Below are 25,373 nucleotides of genomic sequence, written 5' to 3' on the forward strand. Positions count from 1 at the left end.
ATAATGTCGCGCATTATACGAGGCCGCGCGTGCCTCTGAACGGGATATTTAGGAGTCTTTCATGGCCGTTGCCCTCAGCACCCTCGTCGAAGAAGCCGACCGTTACCTTGGCAGTGCGAAAATCGCCGATTATTGCCCCAACGGCTTGCAGGTCGAAGGCCGGCCGCAGGTGATGCGCATTGTCAGCGGCGTCACTGCCAGCCAGGCCTTGCTCGACGCTGCCGTTGAGGCCGGGGCGGATCTGGTGCTGGTGCATCACGGTTACTTCTGGAAGGGCGAAAACCCGTGCATCACCGGCATGAAACAGCGCCGCTTGAAGACGCTGCTCAAGCACGACATCAGCTTGCTCGCCTATCACTTGCCGCTGGATCTGCACCCGGACGTGGGCAATAACGTGCAACTGGCTCGCCAACTGGACATCACCGTGGAAGGGCCGCTGGATCCGGATAATCTGAAAATCGTTGGCCTGGTCGGCTCGTTGAAAGACCCGATGACCGCCCGCGACTTCGCCCGCAAAGTGCAGGAAGTCATGGGCCGTGAGCCGCTGCTGATTGAAGGCAGCCCGATGATTCGTCGGGTCGGCTGGTGTACTGGCGGTGGCCAAGGCTACATCGATCACGGCGTGGCGGCGGGCGTCGATTTGTTCCTCAGTGGCGAAGCGTCCGAGCAGACTTTCCACAGCGCTCGCGAAAACGACATCAGCTTCATCGCCGCCGGCCACCACGCCACCGAACGCTACGGTGTGCAGGCACTGGGCGACTACCTGGCAAAACGCTTCGCCCTCGAACACATCTTCATCGACATCCCCAACCCGATCTAACTGACACGACCTCTGTAGGAGCTGCCGAAGGCTGCGATCTTTTGATCTTTAAAAACAAGATCAAAAGATCGCAGCCTTCGGCAGCTCCTACAGGGGCGGGTTGGCCGAACTGTGAGGCATATTCATATGCCCTTTCGTTCTAGCCCGCGTCCTGATTAGAAGAAGGTCGCTGTGCTAGGATTCCCCGCTCGAACACGGCCCGCTGGCCGTTCATAAGAAAGTTTTCGTGAGTAGCCATGGTCGACAAACTGACGCATCTGAAACAGCTGGAGGCGGAAAGCATCCACATCATCCGCGAGGTGGCCGCCGAGTTCGATAACCCGGTGATGCTGTACTCCATCGGTAAAGACTCCGCCGTGATGCTGCATCTGGCACGCAAGGCGTTCTTCCCGGGCAAGCTGCCGTTTCCGGTGATGCACGTCGACACCCGCTGGAAATTCCAGGAGATGTACAAGTTCCGCGACAAGATGGTCGAAGAACTGGGCCTGGACTTGATCACCCACATCAACCCCGATGGCGTGGCGCAGAACATTAACCCGTTCACCCACGGCAGCGCCAAGCACACCGACATCATGAAAACCGAAGGCCTGAAACAGGCACTCGACAAGCATGGTTTCGACGCAGCCTTCGGCGGCGCCCGTCGCGATGAAGAGAAATCCCGCGCCAAAGAGCGCGTGTACTCGTTCCGCGACAGCAAGCATCGCTGGGATCCGAAAAACCAGCGTCCAGAACTGTGGAATGTCTACAACGGCAAGGTCAACAAGGGCGAATCCATCCGTGTATTCCCTCTGTCGAACTGGACCGAACTGGACATCTGGCAGTACATCTACCTCGAAGGCATCCCGATTGTGCCGCTGTACTTCGCCGCCGAACGCGAAGTGATCGAGAAGAACGGCACGCTGATCATGATCGACGACGAGCGCATCCTCGAGCACCTGTCCGATGAAGACAAAGCGCGCATCGTCAAAAAGAAAGTGCGTTTCCGCACCCTTGGCTGCTACCCGTTGACGGGCGCCGTGGAGTCCGAAGCCGAAACGCTGACGGACATCATTCAAGAAATGCTCCTGACGCGAACTTCCGAGCGCCAGGGCCGTGTCATCGACCACGATGGTGCCGGCTCAATGGAAGACAAAAAACGTCAAGGCTATTTCTAAGGGGCTGTCATGTCGCACGTATCTGATTTGATCAGCGAGGACATCCTCGCCTACCTGGGCCAGCACGAACGTAAAGAGCTGCTGCGCTTTTTGACTTGCGGTAACGTCGATGACGGCAAGAGCACCCTGATCGGGCGCCTGCTGCACGACTCGAAAATGATCTACGAAGATCACCTCGAAGCGATTACCCGCGATTCGAAGAAAGTCGGCACCACCGGTGACGACATCGACCTGGCATTGCTGGTTGACGGTCTTCAGGCCGAGCGTGAGCAGGGCATCACCATCGATGTCGCTTACCGCTATTTCTCCACCGCCAAGCGCAAATTCATCATCGCCGACACCCCCGGCCATGAGCAGTACACCCGCAACATGGCCACCGGTGCCTCTACCTGTGACCTGGCGATCATCCTGGTCGACGCGCGTTACGGCGTGCAGACCCAGACCCGTCGCCACAGCTTCATTGCTTCCCTGTTGGGGATCAAACACATCGTCGTCGCCATCAACAAGATGGATTTGAAAGGCTTCGACGAAGGCGTGTTCGAGTCGATCAAGGCCGACTACCTGAAGTTCGCCGAAGGCTTGAAGATGAAGCCGACCAGCATGCATTTCGTGCCGATGTCTGCCCTCAAGGGCGACAACGTGGTGAACAAGTCCGAGCGCTCGCCTTGGTACAAAGGCCAGTCGCTGATGGAAATTCTCGAGACCGTGGAAGTGGCGGGCGATCGCAACTTCACTGATCTGCGTTTCCCGGTGCAGTACGTCAACCGTCCGAACCTGAACTTCCGTGGTTTCGCCGGCACGCTGGCCAGCGGCATCGTCAAGAAAGGCGACGAAGTCGTGGTGCTGCCGTCGGGCAAAAGCAGCCGCGTGAAATCCATCGTCACCTTCGAAGGTGAGCTGGAACACGCCGGTCCAGGTCAGGCAGTGACGCTGACCATGGAAGACGAAATCGACATCTCCCGTGGCGACCTGTTGGTGCATGCCGACAACGTGCCGCCAGTCACCGACAGCTTCGAAGCGATGCTGGTGTGGATGGCTGAAGAGCCGATGCTGCCGGGCAAGAAATACGACATCAAACGCGCCACCAGTTACGTGCCGGGCTCGATTGCCAGCATCGTTAACAAGGTTGACGTGAACACCCTGGAAGAAGGCCCGGCGAGCGCGTTGCAGCTCAACGAAATCGGCAAGGTGAAGATTGCGCTTGATGCGCCAATCGCCCTCGACGGTTACGAAAGCAACCGCACCACCGGCGCGTTCATCATCATCGATCGCCTGACCAACGGCACCGTCGGCGCCGGCATGATCGTCGCGCAGCCAGTGACGCATGGCACTGCCACGCACCACGGCAAACTGGCGCATGTTGCGACTGAGGAACGTGCTCAGCGTTTCGGCCAGCAACCGGCCACCGTGCTGTTCAGCGGTCTGTCGGGCGCGGGCAAAAGCACGCTGGCCTACGCGGTCGAGCGCAAGCTGTTCGACATGGGCCGTGCGGTGTTTGTGCTGGATGGCCAGAACCTGCGTCAGGACCTGAACAAAGGCCTGCCACAGGATCGCGCCGGTCGCACCGAGAACTGGCGTCGTGCCGCACACGTGGCGCGTCAGTTCAACGAAGCGGGTCTGCTGACCCTGGCCTCGTTCGTGGCGCCAAGCGCTGAAGGTCGCGAGCAGGCCAAGGATCTGATCGGCAAGGAGCGTCTGCTGACGGTCTACGTACAGGCCTCGCCGGCCGTGTGCGCCGAGCGTGATCCGCAAGGTCTGTATGCCGCCGGTGGCGACAACATCCCGGGCGAATCCTTCCCGTACGACGTGCCGCTGAATGCCGATCTGGTGATCGACACGCAGACGCTGAGTCTGGAAGAAAGCGTCAAGCAAGTGCTGGATCTGCTGCGTCAGCGTGGCGCGATCTAAGCGTTAGCGACAAATAAAAAGCCCGCCGATGAGTATCATCGGCGGGCTTTTTTGTGATCTTTAAAAAGTCAAAAGATCGCAGCCTTCGGCAGCTCCTACAGGATGTACGTCAATCCAATGTAGGAGCTGCCGGAGGCTGCGATCTTTTGATCTTAATGCTTCGGATATTCGCGGTGCATCTGTTCCAGCAGCGCATCCTTGTCCAGCCACAGCTGATTGATCCAGCCCTGAAACTGCAAACGATACTCGCCGTCCTGATCGTAATTCTTGCCAATGAATTGCTGCGGAATTTTCAGCTCTTCAAAATGCACCACCACGTCGCGCACATTGCCGCAGAGCAAATCCCAGAACCCCGGCCGCCCGGCCGGGTAGTGAATCGTCACGTTAACGATCGACTCCAGTTGCTCGCCCATCGCATCCAGTACAAACGCAATGCCGCCAGCCTTCGGCTTGAGCAGATATTTGAACGGCGATTGCTGTTGCGCATGTTTGCCCTCGGTAAACCGCGTGCCCTCGACGAAGTTGAAAATCCCCACCGGATTATTGCGAAATTTCGCGCAGGTTTTACGCGTAGTTTCGAGGTCTTTGCCTTTCTTCTCCGGGTGCTTGGCCAGGTACGCCTTGGAGTAGCGCTTCATGAATGGAAAGCCCAGCGCCCACCACGCCAGACCAATCACCGGCACCCAGATCAGCTCCTGCTTGAGGAAGAATTTCAGCGGCTGAATCCGACGGTTGAGCACGTATTGCAGCACCAGAATATCGACCCAGCTCTGGTGGTTGCTGGTGATCAGATACGAGTGCTGATAGTCGAGGCCTTGCAAGCCGCTGAGGTGCCAGCGCGTGCGGCGCACCAGGTTCATCCAGCCTTTGTTGTTGCTGATCCACGCTTCATGGGTGTGGCTCATCAGCCAACCGGCGATGCGCTGGGTGAAGGCAAACGGCAACGCCTTGACCAGCGCCACGCAAAACAGAAACGAGCAGAGCAGAATCGTGTTGAGCGCCAACAGCAGCGAAGCGATCACACCGCGCACGGGTGCAGGTAGAAAATCCAGCATTTACACATCCATAGGTCGGTTGGCGGCTTGAATCGCGGTGAGGGCGATGGTGTAGACGATGTCATCGACTTGCGCGCCGCGCGGCAAATCGTTCACCGGTTTGCGCAGGCCTTGCAGCATCGGCCCGAGGCTGACGCAATCGGCGCTGCGTTGCACGGCTTTGTGCGTGGTGTTGCCGGTGTTCAGATCCGGGAAGACGAACACCGTGGCGCGACCGGCGACCTGACTGTTCGGCGCCAGTTGCCGGGCGACTTCAGCGTTGGCCGCAGCATCGTATTGCAGCGGGCCGTCGATCAGCAGCGAGTGCTGTTGCTCGTGGGCGAGCAAGGTGGCCTCGCGGACTTTTTCGACTTCCTCGCCAGTGGCCGATTCGCCGCTGGAGTAACTGATCATCGCCACACGCGGGGTGATGCCGAACGCCGCAGCCGAATCGGCGCTTTGCAAGGCAATCTCGGCCAGCTCGGTGGCACTTGGGTGCGGGTTCATCACGCAGTCACCGTAGACCAGCACTTCCTCCGGGAAGAGCATGAAGAACACCGACGACACCAGCGTGCAGCCCGGTGCCGTTTTGATCAGCTGCAGGGCCGGGCGGATGGTGTTGGCCGTGGTGTTGATCACGCCGGAAACCAATCCGTCGACTTCATCCAGCGCGAGCATCATGGTGCCGATCACCACGGTGTCTTCCAGTTGCTGCTCGGCCATCGGCGCATTAAGGCTTTTGGTTTTGCGCAGGGCCACCATCGGCTCGACGTAGCGTTCGCGGATCAGATCCGGATCAAGAATCTCCAGCCCCGGCGGCAATGTGATGCCTTGGGCGCGGGCGACGGCTTCGACGTCTTCCGGTTTCGCCAGCAACACGCAACGGGCGATCCCGCGTTCCTGACAGATCGCCGCCGCTTGCACAGTGAACGGCTCGCTGCCTTCAGGCAGGACGATGCGCTTGTTCGCTGCCTGCGCACGCTGAATCAATTGATAACGGAACACCGCTGGCGACAGGCGCATTTCCCGAGGCGTGCCGCAGCGCTGGTGCAGCCATTTCGCGTCGAGATGGCTGGCGACGAAATCAGTGATGATCTCCGCACGCTCGCGGTCATCAATGGGGATTTCCTTGTTCAAACCGTTGAGCAGATTGGCGGTGTCGTAGGAGCCAGTGCTCACCGACAACACCGGCAGACCGGCCTGCAACGCGCCACGGCAGAGATCCATGATGCGCGGATCGGGCAGGGTGTCGCTGGTCAGCAACAGCCCGGCCAGCGGCACACCGTTGATCGCGGCGAGGCTGACGGCGAGGATGATGTCGTCGCGATCGCCCGGCGTCACCACCAGCACACCGGGCTTGAGCAGCTCGACGGTGTTGCGCATGGTACGCGCGCAAATGATGATTTTGGTCATCCGCCGGGTTTCGTAATCACCGGCGTTGAGCACCTGCGCGCCCATCAGATCGGCGACGTCGCGGGTGCGCGGGGCGTTGAGTTCTGGCTGATACGGAATGCAGCCGAGCAAGCGGAAATCACCGCTGCGCAGCAACGGCGAATGCTCCTTCAGACGCGCGGCGAAGGCGTCCATGCTTTCGTCGGTTTTGACCTTGTTGAGGATCACACCAAGGACTTTCGGGTCTTTCGGCCCGCCGAACAATTGCGCCTGCAATTCGACGCGCCCGGAGAGTTCGGCGAGCACTTCGTTTTCCGGCGCGGAGACCAGAATCACTTCGGCATCGAGGCTTTTGGCCAGGTGCAGGTTGACCCGCGCGGCGTAGCTGGCGCTACGGGTCGGCACCATGCCTTCGACCACCAGCACATCCTTGCCGATGGCGGCTTGCTGATACAGGGTGATGATTTCTTCGAGCAACTCATCGAGCTGGCCGTCGCCGAGCATCCGCTCGACGTGAGCGAGGCCCAGCGGTTGCGGCGGTTTCAGGCCGTGGGTGCGCGCCACCAGTTCGGTGGAACGCTCAGGGCCGGTGTCGCCCGGGTGCGGCTGCGCAATCGGTTTGAAGAACCCGACTTTCAGGCCCGCTCGCTCCAGCGTGCGCACCAGCCCGAGGCTGATGGAGGTCAGACCCACGCCAAAATCGGTGGGGGCGATAAAAAAAGTTTGCATGCGAATTCTCTAAAGTTGCATGGCAGTGGTGTCAGCTTATGTCTGGCTGACTACCGAAATTCAGTCGCCAAGGTTATCGCTAACCGAGCCTTGTGCGCACCAACCGCAGGCAAAGGGTTGGCCTATTTTTTCAATACGTTGCGCCGGGTCGAGTACCCACGCCCGGGTTTGCCATGGCGGCTGATGGCGCAGGTGCTGGGTGTGGCCACAGGAAAGCTCGGCCACCCAATGGCCCTCTTCGTCTTGATGGAAGCCTGTGATCGTCGAAACCCGTTTGTCCGGGTTGTGTTCGCTTTCGCGCGATTGCTTCGCTAAACTTGGCCTTTCTATATTCTTATGCAAAAGGTCTCGCCCCATGCTGATCGCCGCCAATAAGGCTGTCTCCATCGACTATACCCTGACCAACGACGCTGGTGAGGTAATCGACAGCTCCGCCGGCGGCGCTCCGCTGGTCTACCTGCAAGGCGCAGGCAACATCATCCCGGGCCTGGAAAAAGCTCTGGAAGGCAAAACCGTTGGTGACGAGCTGGACGTTTCCGTTGAACCGGAAGACGCTTACGGCGAATACGCCGCTGAGCTGGTCAGCACCCTGAGCCGCAGCATGTTTGAAGGCGTTGACGAGCTGGAAGTCGGCATGCAGTTCCACGCTTCGGCGCCGGACGGCCAGATGCAAATCGTCACCATCCGTGACCTCGACGGCGACGACGTGACCGTTGACGGCAACCACCCGTTGGCCGGCCAGCGTCTGAACTTCAAAGTGAAGATCGTTGACATCCGTGATGCCAGCCAGGAAGAAATCGCTCATGGTCACGTCCATGGCGAAGGTGGCCATCACCACTGATTTCTGCGCTAAGCTTCGAGTACTGGAGAGGCGCCTGCGGGCGCCTTTTTAGTCCGCGGCTGTCCTTGGTGGTCTCGCCAAGTGGCTGTTTCGAGTAGAACACGGGAATCTTGGAGTTCGTCATGAGTGCTTTTCACGACCTTAAGTTGACAGCCCTGGATGGTCAGGAGCTACCGCTGGCGCCTTTCAAGGGCCAAGTCGTGCTGGTGGTCAACGTCGCCTCCAAATGCGGCTTGACCCCCCAGTATGCGGCGCTGGAAAACCTCTATCAGCAGTTCAAAGGCAAAGGCTTCAGCGTGCTGGGCCTGCCGTGCAACCAGTTTGCCGGTCAGGAACCCGGTTCTGAAAAGGACATTCAGGATTTCTGCAGCCTCAACTATGGCGTGACGTTTCCGTTGTCGAGCAAGCTCGAAGTCAACGGTCACGAACGGCATCAGCTCTACCGTCTGCTGGCGGGCGAGGGCGCGGAGTTTCCCGGTGACATCACCTGGAATTTCGAGAAGTTTCTGCTCGGCAAGGACGGCCGGGTGCTGGCGCGGTTCTCGCCGCGCACGGCGCCGGATGATCCGACCATTGTTCATGCGATTGAAAAAGCGCTGAGTTGATAAAGCAAGATCAAAAGATCGCAGCCTTCGGCAGCTCCTACAGGTGACCTCGAAATCCCATGTAGGAGCTGCCGAAGGCTCCGATCTTTTGCTTTGCGTCTTTTAATCCTTAATCACCGAAATCAATAATGCTGTTCAAAGGCTTCGGCTCTCCATATTATCGCCGTCATAAAGTCATCTCTGTGGAGCCTCTCGATGCCCGTTCAAGCCTTGTTCAAACCGTTCCACCTCGGTGCCCTCGAACTGCCGACCCGCGTGGTCATGGCGCCGATGACCCGTTCTTTCTCCCCGGGTGGCGTGCCGAATTCGAAAGTCATCGAGTACTACCGCCGTCGTGCGGCCGCCGGTGTTGGCCTGATCATCACCGAAGGCACCACCGTTGGCCACGTTGCCTCGAACGGTTACCCGAACGTGCCGCAGTTCTTCGGTGAAGCGCCGTTGGCCGGCTGGAAAAAAGTCGTCGATGCCGTTCACGCTGAAGGCGGCAAGATCGTTCCGCAACTGTGGCACGTGGGCAGCGTGCGCCGCATCGGCACCGAACCGGACGCCAGCGTGCCGGGTTACGGCCCGTCGGAAAAACTCAAGGACGGCCAGGTCGTGGTGCACGGCATGACCAAACAAGATATTCAGGACGTGATCGCAGCATTCGCCCAAGCGGCCAAAGATGCACAAAGCATCGGCATGGACGGCGTGGAAATCCACGGCGCCCACGGTTACCTGGTCGACCAGTTCTTCTGGGAAGGCAGCAACCAGCGCACCGATGAATACGGCGGCAGTCTGGCCAACCGTTCGCGTTTTGCCATCGAGTTGATTCAAGCCGTGCGTGCTGCGGTCGGCGAAGGCTTCCCGATCATCTTCCGCTTCTCGCAGTGGAAGCAGCAGGATTACACCGCGCGTCTGGTGCAAACCCCGGAAGGGCTGGGTGAATTCCTCAAGCCGTTGTCCGACGCTGGCGTGGATATTTTCCACTGCTCGACGCGCCGTTTCTGGGAGCCTGAGTTCGATGGCTCTGACCTGAACCTCGCTGGCTGGACGCGCAAGCTGACCGGCAAACCGACTATCACTGTTGGCAGCGTTGGTCTGGATGGCGAGTTCCTGCAGTTCATGGTCAACACCGACAAGGTCGCGCAACCGGCCAGTCTGGAGAACTTGCTGGAGCGTCTGAACAAAGAGGAATTCGATCTGGTGGCGGTGGGGCGTGCGCTGCTGGTTGACCCGGACTGGGCGCTGAAAGTCCGCGAAGGGCGTGAGCAGGATATTTTGCCGTTCAGCCGTGAGGCGTTGATGTCGCTGGTTTAAGCGGCGCCTGTCACGACCCCTTCGCGAGCAAGCCCGCTCCCACATTTGGAATGCATTTCAAAATGTGGGAGCGGGCTTGCTCGCGAAAGCTGTTTCAAAGGCAACGATAATTCAAGGCAGTGTTTGAGCCTCAGGCACCACCAAATCCCCCAAACATGCCCCACGCAAATGGCTCTCAAACTGCTCGATAATCGCCGCCCACCCCTGGCGACTCGCATGCTGCCGCGCATTCAGGCGCACGCAACGCAAGCGCTCATCCTCTTCCAATAACCACACCGCCGCCTCGCAAAACGCCTCTTCGTCCCCGGGCATCGCCAGCACGCCGCTGTAGCCATGGCGAATATGCTGCGCTGCCGCAGCCTGATCGTAAGCCACCACTCCCAACCCTGACGCCAACGCCTCCAGCACCACATTGCCAAAGGTTTCGGTCAGGCTCGGAAACAAAAACACATCCCCCGACGCATAGTGCGCCGCCAGCGCTTCGCCTCGCTGGGCACCGCAAAAAATCGCCTCAGGCAGTTCCTTTTCCAGCGCCAACCGTTGCGGCCCGTCGCCGACCACGATGAGTTTCAGATTGCGCTGTGGATAAGCGCTGCGCAGTGCTTCGAAGCTGCGCTTGAGCAGGCCCAGGTTTTTCTCCGGCGCGAGGCGTCCTACGTGAATCACGGCAACGTCGCGCTCGCGAAGTCCCCATTGCTCACGCAAAGCGTTCAGGCGTTTGCTCGGGTGAAACAACTGGCTGTCCACACCGCGCGACAACAACGCCAAACGCTCGAAATGCCGACGCTCCAGTTCCAGACGTTGACTGGGACTGGGCACCAGCGTCATTGCCGAACGATTGTGAAACCAGCGCAAATAATGCGTGAGCATCCGCGTCAGCAGGCCGAGGCCGTACTGACTGGTGTATTGCTGAAAATTCGTATGAAAACCGCTGACCACCGAAATGCCGAGTCGCCGCGCCGCACGCAAGGCCGACAAACCCAGCGGGCCTTCCGTGGCGATGTACAGCACATCCGGGCGCTGGCGTTTCCAGCGGCGCAGCAATTTGTGCATCGACGACTGGCCCCATTGCAGGCCCGGATAGCCCGGCAGCGGCCAGCCTCGGCACAACAGCAGCGCGTCGTCATCGCTGCGCTGCGGATCGCCGGCCTGACGCGGGCGCACCAGATCCACTTGATGCCCGCGCGCGCGCAGTCCATCGCACAAGCGGCCAAGGGTATTGGCCACGCCGTTGATTTCCGGTGGGAAGGTTTCGCTGATGAGGGTGATATGCAGAGCTGTCGTCATGACCTCAGTGTCGGCTGAGGCCATGTCGTCGTTGTGACGTTCGGATGATGGATTTGTGACGCCGCGTTAGCGTTGAGTCACCAGGTTCTCGGCGCCACGCTCACGCACCCAGAACAGCGTCGCACCAGCGACGGCGGCCGGCATCATCAAAATGTTCACCACTGGAATCAGCAGCACCAGATAAACGATCCCGCCAAAACTCATGCTCTGCCAGCGCTTCTGCCGCAGCCAGGCGAGCATCTCGTTCCAGCCGAGTTTGTGGTTGTCTGCCGGGTAGTCGATGTACTGGATCGCCATCATCCACACGCCGAACAACAGCCACAGCGGCGCGGCGATGATGTTCACCACCGGGATAAACGAGAGGATGAACAGGCCGATTGCGCGGGGCAGGAAGTAGCCAAGTTTGCGCATTTCCCGGGCGAGGGTGCGCGGTACCATCTCGATCAGTTCGCCCCAGCTGAAGGCCGGGAAGTCATCGGTGCCGCGCACGACCACTTCGACTTTTTCCGCGAGGAAACCGTTGAACGGTGCGGCAATCACGTTGGCGAGCATGGTGAACGTGAAAAACACCATCAGCGCCACCAACACGACGAACAGCGGCCAGAGGATGTAGCTGAGGAAGCTCAGCCATTCCGGCAGCGACGGCATCAGCGTGTCGACCCAGAGGCTGAACTGGTGGCCTGCCAGATAGATCAATCCGACGAACAGCACGAGGTTGATCGCCAGCGGCAGCAACACGAACAGGCGCAGGCCAGGGCTGAGAACCAGTTTGAGGCCTTCGCGCAGGTATTGCGGGCCGGACAGAACAGGGGCGGGCATAAGGTGCTCCGAGCAAGGGAAAACGCGCCGACCTTACCGACTTTGCAACGGCGGCGAAAGCACGGTAGAGCGATCGACATTCACTGTAACAAAGACGTCCATCTGGTCAGTGTGTCGGCATAGAGACCACCTATGAGCTGGATTGTTAATCCGTATTTCCTTAATCTTGCCCCCCTCGATACGCTGCACCCAACTTTTTACAGGACTGTCGAGCTCAAGCCTTCCCCAAGGTTTTCCACGGTCCTTTTTTATTTCCGCCGGCAGTCCGGCGATCCGTGCCAGTTTTTTCGGCCCGGTCAACAGGAGCAGGTCATGTCTGAAGTCCGTCATTCGCGAGTGATTATTCTCGGTTCCGGCCCTGCCGGTTACAGCGCTGCGGTATACGCGGCCCGTGCCAACCTCAAGCCACTGCTGATCACCGGCATGCAGGCCGGCGGTCAACTGACCACCACCACCGAAGTCGACAACTGGCCGGGCGACGTTCACGGCCTGACCGGTCCAGCCCTGATGGAGCGCATGCGCGAGCACGCCGAGCGTTTTGAAACCGAGATCGTTTTCGATCACATCAACGCTGTGGATTTCGCTGCCAAGCCTTACACCCTGACCGGCGACAGCGCGGTTTACACCTGCGACGCCCTGATCATCGCCACCGGCGCCAGCGCTCGTTACCTGGGCCTGCCGTCGGAAGAAGCGTTCATGGGCAAAGGCGTTTCGGCCTGCGCAACCTGCGACGGTTTCTTCTACCGCAACAAGCCAGTCGCTGTGGTCGGCGGCGGCAACACCGCGGTTGAAGAAGCACTGTACCTGGCCAACATCGCCAGCACCGTGACCCTGATTCACCGTCGCGAAACCTTCCGCGCCGAGAAGATCCTGATCGACAAGCTCAACGCTCGCGTCGCTGAAGGCAAGATCATCCTCAAGTTGAACGCTAACCTGGACGAAGTCCTGGGCGACAACATGGGCGTGACCGGTGCGCGTCTGAAGAACAACGATGGCAGCTTCGACGAAATCACCGTCGACGGCGTGTTCATCGCCATCGGCCACACCCCGAACACTTCGCTGTTCGAAGGCCAGTTGAGCCTCAAAGACGGTTATCTGGTGGTGCAGGGCGGCCGTGACGGCAACGCTACCGCGACCAGCGTCGAAGGCATCTTCGCCGCCGGTGACGTGGCTGACCACGTTTACCGCCAGGCCATCACCTCGGCCGGCGCCGGTTGCATGGCGGCACTCGACACCGAGCGTTACCTGGACGGTCTGCAGAACGCTTCGTTCTAAATCGCAGACATAAAAAAACCGGCCATATTGGCCGGTTTTTTTGTGCCCGCAGATTCAGCCACGTGATGATCGTTCCCACGCTCTGCGTGGGAATTCCTCATCTGGACGCTCTGCGTCCGATGGGACGCGGAGCGTCCCCGGCTGCATTCCCACGCGGAGCGTGGGAACGATCACGGTGTAGGAGCTGCCGAAGGCTGCGATCTTTTGATCTTGATCAGCGGCGGGTCAGGGGTTGCGCGGTGAATGTCACACCGGCCAGACCGTGTTTGATCAAAGCACGAATGTTGCCGTGATCGCTGCCCTCAGGCGTCGCCACTACCGAGCGATAATGCTCGCCAAACGCCAGCAGCGCTTCTTCATCGCTCAGGCCTTCCAGCAGCGCCAGGCCCAAGGTCTTGCACGAACCTTCGTTCTGCCCGGCGGCGTTTTCCACGCCACCGTTGTTGAAGGCTTGCGGCTGGTAGTCGTAACCGGCAGCAATGAAAGCCAGGGTGTCGGCGAAAGCGTGCTCGCCGCTTTTCAGGCTGGCGCGCAGGGTGTTCAGGTCACTCATGGGTTTTTCCTTTGGCGAACGCCGCTTGCTGGTCGGCGCTGGCTTCTTGCTGATATTGGGCTTTCCACTCGGCGTACGGCATGCCGTAAACCACTTCGCGGGCGTCATCGAGGCTGACGTCGATCTGGCGCTCGTCGGCTTCGGCCTTGTACCACTTCGACAGGCAATTGCGGCAGAACCCGGCGAGGTTCATCAGGTCGATGTTCTGCACGTCCTTGCGGCTGTCCAGATGGGCGACCAGCCGGCGGAAGGCGGCGGCTTCGAGTTCGAGGCGTTGTTGCTCGTTCATGGAGGTCTCTTCGAGACAGCTTCAAGCGGCGAGCTTCAAGCTGCAAGTTTGGATTGTGGGTGGCGGTAGCTTAACGCTTGCAGCTGGAAGCTTGAAGCTCAGCGGCTTGCCGCGAGGGTGATCGATACCGATTCGGCAAATCGCAGCGCATGCGGCTTGTCGACTTCGACTTCGGCGTACAGCACCGAACCGTTGCTCATCACCAGATCGAGCAGTTCCTGCGTCAGACGTTCGAGCAACGCAAAACGGTTGCCCTCGACGTGAGCGATGATCGCTTTGGTGATCGTGCGGTAGTTCAGCGCGTGATCGATGTCGTTGTCACGCACCGCTTCCTGCGCGGCGTACAGAATGGTGACGTTGATCAGCACATCCTGCTTGTTGAGGATCTCGTCCTCGTTGATCCCGATAAAGGTGCGCAAGCGCAGATCCTTGACCCGGATGCGCGCCATTCCCGGTTGAAGTTGTAGCATTTACTTGCTCCGTCCAATCAATTGCAGGAACTCCTGACGGGTGTTGCTCGACTCGCGGAAGGCGCCGAGCATGACCGAGGTGTTCATCGTCGAATTCTGTTTTTCCACGCCGCGCATCATCATGCACATGTGTTTGGCTTCGATGACCACGGCGACCCCAGCGGCATCGGTGACCTGTTGCACCGCGTCGGCGATTTGCCGGGTGAGGTTTTCCTGAATCTGCAGGCGTCGGGCGAACATGTCGACCAGCCGTGCGATCTTCGATAATCCCAGCACCTTGCCCGTCGGAATATAAGCCACATGGGCCTTGCCGATGAAGGGCAGCAGGTGATGTTCGCACAACGAGTACAACTCGATGTCGGCGACGATCACCATCTCGTCACTGTCCGAAGCAAACAGCGCGCCGTTGACGATTTGCTCGACGCTCTGATCGTAACCGTGACACAGGTATTGCATGGCTTTGGCCGCGCGCACCGGGGTGTCGAGCAACCCTTCGCGGTCGGGATTTTCGCCGAGACCGATGAGGATTTCACGGTAGTTTTCGGGCAGGGAAAGGCTCATGGACATCCTCGCAGCTAGGCGTTATTTGACGTGCCGCCCGCCGTTGACGGTCAGGGTCGTACCGGTGACATAAGGGTTGTCGAGCAGATAGCGCAGGCTCTGGTAGATCACTTCGCTGCCGGGTTCGATGCCCAGCGCCGATTTAGCCAGCGCTTTGGTGCGGTACGCCGCGTCGTCGTCGGGATTGAACAATAGCAGGGCCGGCGCGATGCCGTTGACCTTGATTGCTGGCGCATAGCGCGCGGCGAAGGACAGCGTCAGGCTGTCGAGCCCGGCTTTGCTGGCGCAATAGCCGATGTGTTTGCTGCTGCCCTTGCGCGTGACATCGTCGCTGATATGGATGATGTCGGCGGGCGTCGAGCGTTGCAACAAATCGGCGCAGTGCAGGTTGATCAGGTAGGGCGCGAGCATGTGCAGATTGATCATGCGCGTGAAGGCTTCGGCCTCGCTGCCCGGGGTTTCGGCGAGCCATTCGGAGGCGTTGTGCACGATGGCGCGCAGGCTGTCGGTGTGGTTTTTCAGTTCGCTGATGAAGGCGAGAATCCCGGCTTCGCTGGAGAAGTCGGCGAACAGGCCGATGGCGCCCAAATCGCGCAGTGTTTGTACGCCGGGACGTTCGGTGCGGTAGGTGAAGATGACGCGATGACCGTCTTCAAGCAAACGCTGCGCGCAGTGCAGACCGACACGCTGGCCGGCGCCGGTGATGAGGATCGGGGCTGCGGAAGTGGACATGAACGGCTCGCATCGCGGTGGGAGCAAAAACTATAACAGCGACACGGCTTGCTTTGCGCTTTTGTAGGAGCAAGGCTTGCCCGCGAAAGCGTTGTGTCAGGCACCTTCAATGCTGAATGACACGCTGCTTTCGCGGGCAAGCCTTGCTCCTACAAAGATATCAGCGATTTTGGGATACTGGCTCGGCTGGTACACGTCGAACTGGCGCGCTGTTCAACCAATTGGCCAGTAACCGCGTCGACAGCGGAATAAAGAAATAAACCATCAATGGCGTCAGGCACAGCGTGCTGATAAACACCCGCGGCAGCAGGCTCATTTCGCCGAGCAACGGCCCAAGCACGAAGTTGAACAACATCGACACCGGAAAGAACGCCAGCCAGATCGTCACAGCCTGCTTCCAGCGTGGCGGACGTTGACCGGCCGCGCCGAACCAGCCTTCGATGCCGCTGACGCGATGTTCCTTCGGATGGGCAAACAGATCGCTGCCCCGATCCAGCCATGCCGTGCGCGAGGCGGAGTGCTCCCACGCATGCAAAGTCTGTTCATCGACGAAGCGGAAAATGATTTGAAATTCGTTATCACCGGGCGGCGGAGCGAGCACGCCAGAGCCGAGATAACCGGGAAAGTCGGTGGCCAGTTGTTCGCCTTCGCGCAACCAGGCAATCAGATCCTGATAGCGACCATCGGCGACGCGACGCGCGACCATCAGCGTGACGGGTGAAGTAGACATTGTGTATCTCCGTATTTCGTTCGCGGCACTCCGGGTAGGAGTTTCGCCAGACGCGCGCCGGGGTAGAGGCCCGCGTTTATTGCCAAGCAAGGATTATTCCTGAATTTCGCGATTTAACCAGAGACTTTCGTCGCAGTTCATCGCTTTTACCTTTAGGGGGCATTGCAGCTAGAATGGATCCAATCACTTTACAAGGACGTTGAGCGCACTATGCCTGTCATCACGGAGCTGAGCCCTGTTTCACGGGCGTCTGACGCGCTCGAGCGCGAAGACCTCTTTCCCATTCGTGAAGTGTCCCGACTCACCGGCGTCAACCCGGTCACGCTGCGTGCCTGGGAGCGACGTTACGGTTTGATCGAACCGACGCGCACCGAAAGTGGGCATCGGCTGTATTCAATGACCGAAATCGAGCGCGTTCGGAGCATTGTCGAGTGGATCGATCGTGGCGTCTCCGTGAGCAAGGTCGGCAAAATCCTCGCGAAGACCGAACCGCTAAAAGCACTGTCGCACATCATTTCCGATGATCAGGTGCAGGCCGATTACCAGCAGTGGCAGCATCAGGTAAAGCGTGCGATCAGCGCCTTCGACGATCTTGAACTGGATCGAGTCTACGGCCAGATTTTTTCTTCTTATTCGCTGCCCGTGGTTTTTCAGGACATCCTGCTGCCGCTGTGGCGGCAATTGCTGCTGGGGCAGGACGCCTTCGGACACACCAGCGAATGGCTGTTCTACGACGGCTACCTTAGAACCCGCGTACTGCAACGAATCATCGCGTTACGCACCACGCAGCCCCGCAAGATTCTCGTCAGCGCATTGGCCGGTCAGTGCCGTGAACTGGAGTTGCTGGTGGCCGCGCTGTTTTTGAGCAGCAGCGATGCGGGTGTTCGGGTATTGACGACCGGTCAGCCATTCGATGAATTGACGCTGGTCTGCGAAAAGATCAAACCGCAGGCACTGGTGCTGTTTTCCAATCACGCACCGGCCGTCGAACTGCCACGGCGTTTGAACCGTTTGGCGCTGAGTCTGGATTGTCAGGTGTTGCTGGCGGGGGATGCGGCGGATCTGGCAGAGGAAACTCTGGCCGGATCGTCAATCGGTTGTCTGGGCAATGAAGGCGCGACCATGCGTCAGCGGCTGACGCAATATCTCGCGGGCAAACTCGATACCTGAGACTCAGGTGTGCAGGGCAGGGTGGGTCAGGCGATGTTGTTGCAGAATGAACTGGCGCAGGCGCTCGGTTTCATCGGCATCGGTCTGGCTCAGTTCGTAGGCGAAGAAACCTTTGTCGGTCTCACGCTCGAAATTGCCGCGCAGGGAAATTCGCTCATAGCCTGAAGGGCTGAACCACAGAGCGAAATGCTTCGGCGGTTTGGTCTTGTTGCGCACTTCCAGCAACACGCCTTTGTGCGACACCTCATGTACCCACAACGTCCCTGGTTGGCCATTGGCGTTTTCCAGCGCCACCGGCTCGTCCAGCGCCAGGCGCCATGGCCGCACCATCGGGCCGTCTTCGTAAATGCTCGGCACGCCGAGGCGCAAATGCAGCGCGTGGAACTCGTCTTCCACTAGGTGCAGCGGGAAAGTCATTTGCTGATTTTCGAAGTTGGCCTGAATGGTCACTTGTTCGTGAGCGGCGAGGCGCGTGAGCAAATCACGGATCTGCGAACCGCCATTAACCAGCAGACTCGACGTCGCATCCCGCACATTGAGTTGCGGGTTGTGCTGCATGGTCTGGATGAAATCCAGCTCATCCTGAGTGAGGAGGGCGTCGCGTTGCATGGCTAGCTCGAAAGATATAGTTACAAAGTCATTGGTGATTGTAGTTAATGACAATTAGTTCGCTGATTTGTTTGCGCCGTTCGTCGCTTTCAGTTCTGCCAGCTGTGCTTTCAGTGTCGCGACCTCCTCTTCGAGTTGCGCAACACGCTGCTGAGCCTTGACCTGAATCGTTACATCTTTCTGCACACCGACGAAGTAAGTCAGCCCATCATCGGCGTTTTTTACCGTCGAAAGCGACAGTTCGTTCCAGAACGGTGTGCCGTCCTTGCGATAGTTACGCAGGATTTCCCGGCACGATCCATTGTTGCGCAGCACCTCGCGAACCCGCTCCAGACTGGCCTGGGCGCGGTCTCCGGCCTGTAGAAAGCGGCAGTCCTGATAGAGAATCTCTTCACTGCTGTAGCCGGTCAGCCGTTCGAACGCGGGGTTGACGTAAATCAGGATGGTGTCCTGATCGCCTTCCTTTTCCGCTACCACGATTCCATCGTTGGAGGCGTTGATCACCATTTGCAGCAGGCTGGCGTTGATCATCTGTGAGTCCGTTCAGAATGGCCGAGGGTTCGCATTCTAGATAAACCGTCAGCGCTGTCTACTGGCCATTATCGCCAGTTGAGATCCAATCGCAGCTTTGCGGCTCGGACTGCTACTATCGCCGCTCATTTTTTCAGTTTCAGGATCAGATTGATGAAAGTCGCCATCCTCTCCGGTTCGGTTTACGGCACCGCCGAAGAAGTCGCCCGCCACGCCCAGAACCTGTTGAAAGCCGCTGGCTTTGAAACCTTCTACAACTCGCGCGCCAGCCTGGCGGACATTCAAGCGTTCGGCCCGGAAGCGTTCCTCGCGGTAACCTCGACCACTGGCATGGGCGAGTTGCCGGACAACCTGCAACCGTTGTATTCGACCATTCGCGATCAACTGCCAGCCGCGTGGCGCGGTTTGCCGGGCGCGGTCATCGCCTTGGGCGACGCCAGTTATGGCGACACCTTCTGCGGTGGCGGCGAGCAAATGCGTGAACTGTTCGGCGAACTGGGCGTGCGTGAAGTGCTGGAGATGCTGCGCATCGACGCCAGCGAGAGCGTGACCCCGGAAACCGACGCCGAGCCTTGGCTGGCGCAGTTGATCGACGCGCTCAAGGGCTGATCGGCCGCTCGCGCAGGAGTGCCAGCCACGCCTGTGCGGCATTCGACAAATAGGCGCCCTGACGCCAGATAAACGCGATGTCCCAGCGCAGATAGTCCGGCGCACGCAAGGTCAGGCGCACCACGCCTGGCCGCACCAGCCCGCGCGCCACCACGCTGGGCAACAACACCACGCCTTGCCCGGCGGCCACCAGTGCCGCAAGAAAATCCGCCTGACCGCTGCGCCCGCCTTCCTTCGGCGTAAAGCCCATTTGCTGGCACGCCTGCAGCAAACGATCGTTGAGCACGAAGCTGCGCTGATAAAGCAGGAACGGCGTATCGGCGAGCTCCTCCAATCCGATCTCGCCGCGATCCGCCAACGGGTGATCGATCGGCAGCAACGCATCAAGTTTCTCATCGCAAAACGGCTGACAGTCGAACTGCGGATCCTTCGGCAACAAACTGCCACCCAATTCCAATTCCCCGTTGAGCACGGCTTGCTCGATGTTGCGGCTGCCGCCCTCGAGCAACTGCACGCTGATGTTTGGATAGCGCCGGCGATATTCAGCAAAGAGCCCGGCAAACAAAGCATCGCTGCCCAACAGCGGCAGACCGAGGCGCAACTCGCCACGGGCCAGATGACTGAGATCGTCCAGTTCGACCAGCAATTCGTTGCGTAAACGCAGCATGCCTTCGGCCCGTTGCAAGACCACGCTGCCGGCGGCGGTGAGGCGCAACTGTGAACCGAGGCGTTCCAGCAGCGGCGTGCCGAGGCTCTGTTCCAGTTGCGCGACTTGTTTGCTCACCGCTGATTGGCTGATGTGCAGGGTTTTCGCCGCTTGGGTGAAACCGCCCTGATGCATGACTTCGACAAAGCTGCGCAGCTGTTTGAATTTCATATGCCTGATTCCGTTTTGGAATGGCTTTGAGTCTAACAATTCGCTTCGGGGATGGCAGGTCACTTCGTAAAATAGGCTTCTGTAAGGAGCCAATCTCATGAACGCCGCCCGCTTCAAACATCTTTCACGTCTCTTCGTCGAACTCGCCGTGTTACTCGGTCTCTACCTGCTAGGCTGCCAACTCGCCGCGTGGCTGGCCTGGCCGATTCCTGGCGGCGTGATCGGCATGGCGCTGTTGCTGCTGGCCTTCGCATTCGGTTGGGTCAAACCGGCGGCGCTGCAATTGGGTGCGGGCTTGTTGATGGCCGAAATGCTGTTGTTCTTTATCCCGGCGCTGATGAGCCTGCTCGATTACGGCACGTTGCTGCGCGATGACGGCTGGCGGATTTTGCTGGTGATCGCCGCCAGTACCTTGATGGTGATGCTGGTGACCGCATTCACCGTGGAATTGGCCGTGCGCGCGAGGCGTTCCCATGAAGCTTGAATGGATGCCGATGTTCTGGCTCGCCTTCACCTTGCTGGCGTACCTGTTCAGCCGCTGGATTTATCGGCGCACCGGACGCTATGTGTTGTCGCCGCTGATTCTGGTGCCGGCGCTGTTGTTGGCGCTCGCCGTGCCGCTGCACACCGCCTATGCCGAGTATTCCAGCAACACCCATTGGCTGATGTTGGTACTCGGCCCGGTGACCGTCGCGTTTGCTGTGCCGATCTGGCAGCAACGCCGATTGCTGATGCGGCACTGGTCGGCGCTGATGCTCGGCATGGTGGCGGGCAGTGCGGCATCGATCGGCACCTCGTTCGGCTTGGCCAAGGCATTGGCGCTCGACAGTTCGGTGACGATGTCGCTGGTACCGCGTTCGATCACCACGCCGTTCGCCATGCCGCTCGCGCAAAACCTCGGCGGTGTGCCGGAGCTGACCGCGGTGTTCGTGATGTTCACCGGCGTGTTCGGCGCGATGCTCGGCGGCGTGCTGTTGAAGTGGTTGCCGCTGCGCAGTGCCTTGGCGCGTGGCGCGTTGTTCGGCGTCGGCGCGCACGGTGCCGGGGTCAGTCGCGCGCATGAAGTGGGCGGTGAAGAAGGCTCTGTCGCCGGGCTGGTGATGGTGCTCACCGGGTTGCTCAATCTGTTTGCCGCACCTTTGTTGGCGTCGTTGCTTTGACATGGATCCAAGCTGTTTGCACGACTGACCCGGTCAGTCATCAAGCTGGCTGCCAATGCAACTACGTGATTGCCTGCACCTGACTAGACTGCTCACACGTTGCAGAACAATAAGAACGCAGAGGTGCATACAGTGAGCGTAGCCCCCGTCCAATCGTCCCTTAACGTCAAAGACCAGGTCAGTGCTGCGGAATGGCAGACCCGTGTCGATCTCGCCGCTTGTTATCGTCTGGTCGCCGCCCATGGCTGGGACGATCTGATCTTCACGCATATTTCCGCCAAGGTGCCGGGCACCGAAGACTTCCTGATCAATCCGTTTGGTCTGATGTTCCATGAGATCACCGCGTCGAGCCTGGTGAAGGTCGATCAGGCCGGCAACAAACTCATGGACAGCCCGTACGAAATCAATCCTGCCGGCTATACCATCCACAGCGCCGTGCACGAAGTGCGGCACGACGTGGTTTGTGTGCTGCACACGCACACCGCCTCCGGTGTCGCGGTGTCGGCGCAAAAGCAGGGCGTGTTGCCGATCAGCCAACAATCGTTGTTCGTGCTGTCGAGCCTGGCCTATCACGCCTACGAAGGTGTGGCGCTGAACCACGAAGAGAAAGCGCGCTTGCAGGCCGACCTCGGCGAAAACAATTTCCTGATGTTGCACAACCACGGTCTGCTGACCTGTGGTAGCACCATCGCCGACACCTTTTTGATGATGTTCACCTTCCAGCGCGCCTGCGACATTCAGGTGATGGCGCAAACCGGTGGCGCTGAACTCATCGCTATCGAACCGCAAATTCTGGCAGGCGCCAAAGCGATGATCGCCGGCGTCACCAAAAGTGCTCAAGGCATGGGTGGCGCGCTGGCCTGGCCGGCGCTGCTGCGCAAACTCGATAAACAAGACCCCGGATATAAACTCTAATGCCACTTGCCGAGATTCCTCTGTGTGTCTGGCGTAAACGCAGCCGGACGTTTGTCTTTCGTGGTCAGCCGATCCGTTACTGGACGGCGGGGCAGGGCGAGCCGCTGCTGCTGATCCACGGTTTCCCGACCGCCAGTTGGGACTGGCATTACCTGTGGCAGCCACTGGCCCAGCGTTATCGGGTGATTGCCTGCGACATGCTCGGTTTCGGCGATTCGGCCAAGCCGATCAACCACACCTACAGCTTGCTGGAACAGGCGGATTTGCAGCAGGCATTGCTCGCGCATCTGCAGGTCGAGCAACCGGTGCATGTGCTGGCGCATGATTACGGCGACAGCGTTGCGCAAGAACTGCTGGCCCGGCATTACGAAGACCGCCTCGAAATCGCCAGTTGCGTGTTTCTCAATGGTGGCCTGTTTCCGGAAACCCATCGGCCGGTGTTGATGCAGAAACTGCTGCTCAGCCCATTGGGCTGGATGATCGGCCGCGCGTTTACACGCGATGCACTGGTGAAAAGTTTTCGGCAGATCTTTGGGCCGAATACCCGGCCGACCGAGAGCGAGATGGATGATTTCTGGAGCCTGGTCGACAGCAATCGCGGGCCACGGATCATGCACAAACTGATCAGCTACATACCGGAGCGTCGGGTGCAGCGTGATCGTTGGGTCGCGGCGATGCAGCGCGGTGAAATCCCGTTGCGGGTGATTGATGGCGAAGTCGATCCGATCTCTGGTGCACACATGGTGCAGCGTTATTGCGAGCTGATTCCTGATGCCGACGCTGTGCTGTTGCCGGGCATTGGTCACTACCCGCAAACCGAAGCGCCGGTGCAGGTGCTTAAGCACTATCTGGAATTTCGCGAGCGTCAGGTGCTGCCGCCGCGCAAAGTGGCCTGTTCCTGAAGATCAAAAGATCGCAGCCTTCGGCAGCTCCTACACCGATCCCCTGTAGGAGCTGCCGAAGGCTGCGATCTTGTGCTTTTCAAACCTGACTATCCCCCAACCTTATCGCACACTATTCAGCCCCAGCCCTGTTCGTTGTGACACCACGCCCCGTGCCTGACACTCGGACTCAATGTCCCATTGGCCTGCTGGAGTTGCCTCGATGAATGAGTCTGTGCGTTTCGAAGATAAAGTCGTGATCGTCACCGGAGCCGGTGGTGGCCTTGGCCGCGCCCACGCACTGCTGTTCGCCAAACAAGGTGCGAAAGTGCTGGTCAACGACCTCGGCGGCTCGGCTCAGGGCGAAGGCGCCAATGCCTCCGCTGCCGACCGCGTCGTCGCCGAAATCCGTGAAGCCGGCGGCACCGCCGAAGCCAACCACGACTCGGTCACCGACGGCGACAAACTCGTGCAAAACGCCCTCGACGTCTTCGGCCGTGTCGACGTGGTGGTCAACAACGCCGGGATCCTGCGCGACAAGACCTTCCACAAAATGGACGACGCCGACTGGGATCTGGTTTACCGCGTCCACGTCGAAGGCGCCTACAAAGTCACCCGCGCCGCATGGCCGCACCTGCGCGAGCAAAACTACGGTCGCGTGATCTTCACCGCATCAACTTCGGGCATCTACGGCAACTTCGGCCAGTCCAACTACGGCATGGCCAAACTCGGCCTCTACGGCCTGACCCGCACCCTGGCCATCGAAGGCCGCAAAAACAACATCCTCGTCAACGCCATCGCCCCAACTGGCGGCACGCGCATGACCGAAGGCCTGATCCCGCCGCAAGTGTTCGAACAACTCAAACCGGAACTGGTCAGCCCGTTGGTGGTGTACCTGGCCAGCGAGCAATGCCAAGAGACTTCTGGACTGTTCGAAGTCGGTGGCGGCTGGATGGGCAAAGTGCGTTGGGAGCGTAGCCTTGGTGCCGGGTTTGATCCGCGAGTAGGTTTCTCGCCGGAAGATGTCGCGGCGCATTGGCAGCAGATTTGTGATTTCGAAGGGGCGGCGCATCCGAAAGACAATATTGAAGCGCTGAAGGAAATGATGGCGAATTTGCAGAAGTATTCGCTGTAAGGGACGTTTTAGCCTCGCTGCGTTCTCGACGTGGCGAGGCTCTTTCTTTTATTCCTCGTACCGTTTATCAATTATGAATTCCGGGAGTTTCCAATTTGGGCCCGAAATGGCGATAGCCTCTTTGCCCTCAGCCAATACGCCCTCATGAAATAATTCCTCGTATGTTTTACACAGTTCACCGCGCGCAATGACTTCAAATCGATAACGCCCGAACAGTGTATCGAGGGCGGGAAATGCCAAACCGATTGCCAACACTGATAACAAATCCCTGAGATTTTCTTGCCTGACAGCCTGCTCGAGTTTTGCAGGCGAACTCTTGATTCCGCTGACACATTCAAATGCTTCCAGTTCCTGTTTTTTCGCAGCGTCAATCGCCTCGGCGGTGTAGCGCAATGCCTCATCGTCACCCAGTTTGAAATCTTCAAGCGTGGCCGAATGGACGTTATTCCAAAGCGACGGATTGCTTTTGGGAATGTAGTCGTCAGCAAACCCCATCGCTCTGAATCGCTCCATCATTCGAATCGCATGCGCATAGTACCGGCGATCGGTGTCGGTCATCGCAAGCTTGCACTCCAGGATGGCATCAAGACGCGCAAGCATGATGAGGTCGGCAGCAGATCCTTTTCTTTCGATTTTAGTCTCTGCGGCTTTAACAAAATCTTGTTCCAACATTCGTTTTACTCGCTGCAAGTTTTTCGGATTTTTCGGAGCGATTAACCTACATCAGCTTTTGAACAGACATATCTGCATCGTTCGTCAGTAATGACGCGCGTATTTGTATGAATAATCTTTAGCCCTGAATTAAAGCTTGGCATCAGCGGGTCAAAAAGAGATTTCCTACAACTGATGGGAAAACTTCCTGATGAATGCAGGAGAGGTGGGCAAAACGGCGCCCATAAAAAAGGCCGCTGCAAACGCAGCGGCCAAGGTAAGACGTTGGATCAAGGAGCTAAAAATCAAAAGTCAGTGAGCGCATCTTTGAGATAAA

General features: G+C 58.9%; 29 protein-coding genes. 14 read left to right on the forward strand and 15 right to left on the reverse strand.

The window, feature by feature from the left end; genetic code table 11:
* The first annotated feature begins 61 nt into the window (after window positions 1-61).
* The 3 genes from GVL50_RS06430 (at window position 62) to cysN (ending at window position 3,882) form a co-directional block, all read left to right on the forward strand.
* Window positions 62-820 (forward strand): Nif3-like dinuclear metal center hexameric protein, encoded by a 759-nt coding sequence (locus GVL50_RS06430; protein WP_159812162.1) that lies wholly within the window; start codon window positions 62-64, stop codon window positions 818-820.
* Window positions 821-1,056: 236 nt separating this feature from the next.
* Window positions 1,057-1,974, forward strand: a complete 918-nt coding sequence (gene cysD / locus GVL50_RS06435) for a sulfate adenylyltransferase subunit CysD (protein ID WP_008085033.1) — start codon at window positions 1,057-1,059, stop codon at window positions 1,972-1,974.
* A 9-nt stretch (window positions 1,975-1,983) separates the two neighbouring features.
* The gene (gene cysN, locus GVL50_RS06440; RefSeq protein WP_159812163.1) at window positions 1,984-3,882 is read left to right on the forward strand and encodes a sulfate adenylyltransferase subunit CysN; all 1,899 of its coding nucleotides are present in this window, start codon (window positions 1,984-1,986) and stop codon (window positions 3,880-3,882) included.
* 152 nt (window positions 3,883-4,034) lie between these two features.
* Here the strand turns inward: cysN and GVL50_RS06445 are convergent, their stop codons facing one another.
* Genes GVL50_RS06445 through GVL50_RS06455 form a run of 3 tightly spaced genes read right to left on the reverse strand, consistent with a single transcriptional unit; the run spans window position 4,035 to window position 7,424 of the window.
* Window positions 4,035-4,937, reverse strand: a complete 903-nt coding sequence (locus GVL50_RS06445) for an acyltransferase (RefSeq protein WP_053117136.1) — start codon at window positions 4,935-4,937, stop codon at window positions 4,035-4,037.
* A complete protein-coding gene (pta, locus tag GVL50_RS06450) occupies window positions 4,938-7,037 on the reverse strand; it encodes a phosphate acetyltransferase (RefSeq protein ID WP_053117139.1) in 2,100 nt (699 codons plus the stop codon). It abuts the gene before it with no gap.
* Between the two features lie 60 nt (window positions 7,038-7,097).
* Complete coding sequence (locus GVL50_RS06455) at window positions 7,098-7,424, reverse strand: DUF3565 domain-containing protein (RefSeq protein ID WP_082341397.1); 327 nt, start codon at window positions 7,422-7,424, stop codon at window positions 7,098-7,100.
* Between GVL50_RS06455 and GVL50_RS06460 the strand changes: the two genes are divergently transcribed.
* The 3 genes from GVL50_RS06460 (at window position 7,393) to GVL50_RS06470 (ending at window position 9,782) form a co-directional block, all read left to right on the forward strand.
* Window positions 7,393-7,878, forward strand: a complete 486-nt coding sequence (locus GVL50_RS06460) for a peptidylprolyl isomerase (RefSeq protein WP_053117141.1) — start codon at window positions 7,393-7,395, stop codon at window positions 7,876-7,878. The genes GVL50_RS06455 and GVL50_RS06460 overlap by 32 nt on opposite strands.
* Before the next feature lie 122 nt (window positions 7,879-8,000).
* Entirely contained in the window at window positions 8,001-8,483 is a 483-nt protein-coding gene (locus GVL50_RS06465; RefSeq protein WP_053117143.1) for a glutathione peroxidase, read from the forward strand.
* 195 nt (window positions 8,484-8,678) lie between these two features.
* Window positions 8,679-9,782 (forward strand): NADH:flavin oxidoreductase, encoded by a 1,104-nt coding sequence (locus GVL50_RS06470; protein WP_159812164.1) that lies wholly within the window; start codon window positions 8,679-8,681, stop codon window positions 9,780-9,782.
* 111 nt (window positions 9,783-9,893) lie between these two features.
* Here the strand turns inward: GVL50_RS06470 and GVL50_RS06475 are convergent, their stop codons facing one another.
* A complete protein-coding gene (locus GVL50_RS06475) occupies window positions 9,894-11,093 on the reverse strand; it encodes a glycosyltransferase family 1 protein (RefSeq protein WP_159812165.1) in 1,200 nt (399 codons plus the stop codon).
* Window positions 11,094-11,135: 42 nt separating this feature from the next.
* Complete coding sequence (cysZ, locus tag GVL50_RS06480) at window positions 11,136-11,888, reverse strand: sulfate transporter CysZ (protein ID WP_159812166.1); 753 nt, start codon at window positions 11,886-11,888, stop codon at window positions 11,136-11,138.
* A gap of 312 nt (window positions 11,889-12,200) precedes the next feature.
* Between cysZ and trxB the strand changes: the two genes are divergently transcribed.
* Window positions 12,201-13,163 carry a thioredoxin-disulfide reductase gene (gene trxB, locus GVL50_RS06485; RefSeq protein WP_159812167.1) on the forward strand — a complete coding sequence of 321 codons (963 nt, stop codon included), beginning with the start codon at window positions 12,201-12,203 and terminating at the stop codon, window positions 13,161-13,163.
* Between the two features lie 214 nt (window positions 13,164-13,377).
* On the opposite strand, the gene GVL50_RS06490 is transcribed toward trxB, so the two are convergent.
* From GVL50_RS06490 to GVL50_RS06515, 6 genes are all read right to left on the reverse strand, one after another.
* Entirely contained in the window at window positions 13,378-13,716 is a 339-nt protein-coding gene (locus GVL50_RS06490; protein ID WP_159812168.1) for a HopJ type III effector protein, read from the reverse strand.
* A complete protein-coding gene (locus GVL50_RS06495; protein WP_053117177.1) occupies window positions 13,709-14,005 on the reverse strand; it encodes a DUF1244 domain-containing protein in 297 nt (98 codons plus the stop codon). The genes GVL50_RS06490 and GVL50_RS06495 overlap by 8 nt, the downstream gene beginning before the upstream one ends.
* A 98-nt stretch (window positions 14,006-14,103) precedes the next feature.
* Window positions 14,104-14,475, reverse strand: a complete 372-nt coding sequence (folX, locus tag GVL50_RS06500) for a dihydroneopterin triphosphate 2'-epimerase (protein WP_159812169.1) — start codon at window positions 14,473-14,475, stop codon at window positions 14,104-14,106.
* Window positions 14,476-15,036 (reverse strand): GTP cyclohydrolase I FolE, encoded by a 561-nt coding sequence (folE, locus tag GVL50_RS06505; protein ID WP_053117179.1) that lies wholly within the window; start codon window positions 15,034-15,036, stop codon window positions 14,476-14,478.
* Window positions 15,037-15,057: 21 nt separating this feature from the next.
* Window positions 15,058-15,768 (reverse strand): dihydromonapterin reductase, encoded by a 711-nt coding sequence (gene folM, locus GVL50_RS06510; protein WP_159812170.1) that lies wholly within the window; start codon window positions 15,766-15,768, stop codon window positions 15,058-15,060.
* Window positions 15,769-15,928: 160 nt separating this feature from the next.
* Window positions 15,929-16,498, reverse strand: a complete 570-nt coding sequence (locus tag GVL50_RS06515) for an antibiotic biosynthesis monooxygenase (protein ID WP_159812171.1) — start codon at window positions 16,496-16,498, stop codon at window positions 15,929-15,931.
* 210 nt (window positions 16,499-16,708) lie between these two features.
* Between GVL50_RS06515 and GVL50_RS06520 the strand changes: the two genes are divergently transcribed.
* Window positions 16,709-17,668, forward strand: a complete 960-nt coding sequence (locus GVL50_RS06520; RefSeq protein ID WP_159812172.1) for a MerR family transcriptional regulator — start codon at window positions 16,709-16,711, stop codon at window positions 17,666-17,668.
* Window positions 17,669-17,671: 3 nt separating this feature from the next.
* Here GVL50_RS06520 and GVL50_RS06525 read toward each other — a convergent pair whose 3' ends face one another.
* Window positions 17,672-18,277: a hypothetical protein gene (locus GVL50_RS06525; RefSeq protein WP_053117187.1), complete on the reverse strand. Its 606-nt coding sequence runs from the start codon at window positions 18,275-18,277 to the stop codon at window positions 17,672-17,674.
* A 54-nt stretch (window positions 18,278-18,331) separates the two neighbouring features.
* A complete protein-coding gene (locus GVL50_RS06530; RefSeq protein ID WP_159812173.1) occupies window positions 18,332-18,808 on the reverse strand; it encodes a PAS domain-containing protein in 477 nt (158 codons plus the stop codon).
* Between the two features lie 153 nt (window positions 18,809-18,961).
* Between GVL50_RS06530 and GVL50_RS06535 the strand changes: the two genes are divergently transcribed.
* Complete coding sequence (locus GVL50_RS06535; RefSeq protein WP_053117192.1) at window positions 18,962-19,417, forward strand: flavodoxin; 456 nt, start codon at window positions 18,962-18,964, stop codon at window positions 19,415-19,417.
* Here GVL50_RS06535 and GVL50_RS06540 read toward each other — a convergent pair.
* Window positions 19,407-20,294, reverse strand: coding sequence for a LysR family transcriptional regulator (locus GVL50_RS06540; RefSeq protein WP_159812174.1), 888 nt, complete (start codon window positions 20,292-20,294; stop codon window positions 19,407-19,409). The genes GVL50_RS06535 and GVL50_RS06540 overlap by 11 nt on opposite strands.
* A 97-nt stretch (window positions 20,295-20,391) precedes the next feature.
* Here GVL50_RS06540 and GVL50_RS06545 point away from each other — a divergent pair, with 97 nt between their 5' ends.
* The 5 genes from GVL50_RS06545 to GVL50_RS06565 all read left to right on the forward strand — a co-directional run bounded on the left by GVL50_RS06545 (window position 20,392) and on the right by GVL50_RS06565 (window position 24,385).
* Window positions 20,392-20,778, forward strand: a complete 387-nt coding sequence (locus GVL50_RS06545; protein ID WP_159812175.1) for a CidA/LrgA family protein — start codon at window positions 20,392-20,394, stop codon at window positions 20,776-20,778.
* Window positions 20,768-21,454 (forward strand): LrgB family protein, encoded by a 687-nt coding sequence (locus GVL50_RS06550; protein WP_053117198.1) that lies wholly within the window; start codon window positions 20,768-20,770, stop codon window positions 21,452-21,454. Before GVL50_RS06545 ends, GVL50_RS06550 begins: the two co-directional genes overlap by 11 nt.
* A 132-nt stretch (window positions 21,455-21,586) precedes the next feature.
* Window positions 21,587-22,369, forward strand: a complete 783-nt coding sequence (locus tag GVL50_RS06555) for a class II aldolase/adducin family protein (RefSeq protein WP_008084971.1) — start codon at window positions 21,587-21,589, stop codon at window positions 22,367-22,369.
* The gene (locus GVL50_RS06560) at window positions 22,369-23,271 is read left to right on the forward strand and encodes an alpha/beta fold hydrolase (protein ID WP_159812176.1); all 903 of its coding nucleotides are present in this window, start codon (window positions 22,369-22,371) and stop codon (window positions 23,269-23,271) included. Before GVL50_RS06555 ends, GVL50_RS06560 begins: the two co-directional genes overlap by 1 nt.
* A gap of 202 nt (window positions 23,272-23,473) precedes the next feature.
* Window positions 23,474-24,385 (forward strand): SDR family oxidoreductase, encoded by a 912-nt coding sequence (locus tag GVL50_RS06565; protein WP_159812177.1) that lies wholly within the window; start codon window positions 23,474-23,476, stop codon window positions 24,383-24,385.
* 48 nt (window positions 24,386-24,433) lie between these two features.
* Here the strand turns inward: GVL50_RS06565 and GVL50_RS28940 are convergent, their stop codons facing one another.
* Complete coding sequence (locus tag GVL50_RS28940) at window positions 24,434-25,057, reverse strand: hypothetical protein (RefSeq protein WP_256671828.1); 624 nt, start codon at window positions 25,055-25,057, stop codon at window positions 24,434-24,436.
* Window positions 25,058-25,373 lie beyond the last annotated feature (316 nt).

The sequence above is a fragment of the Pseudomonas sp. 18058 genome, assembly GCF_902706155.1.
Lineage (GTDB): Bacteria > Pseudomonadota > Gammaproteobacteria > Pseudomonadales > Pseudomonadaceae > Aquipseudomonas > Aquipseudomonas rustica.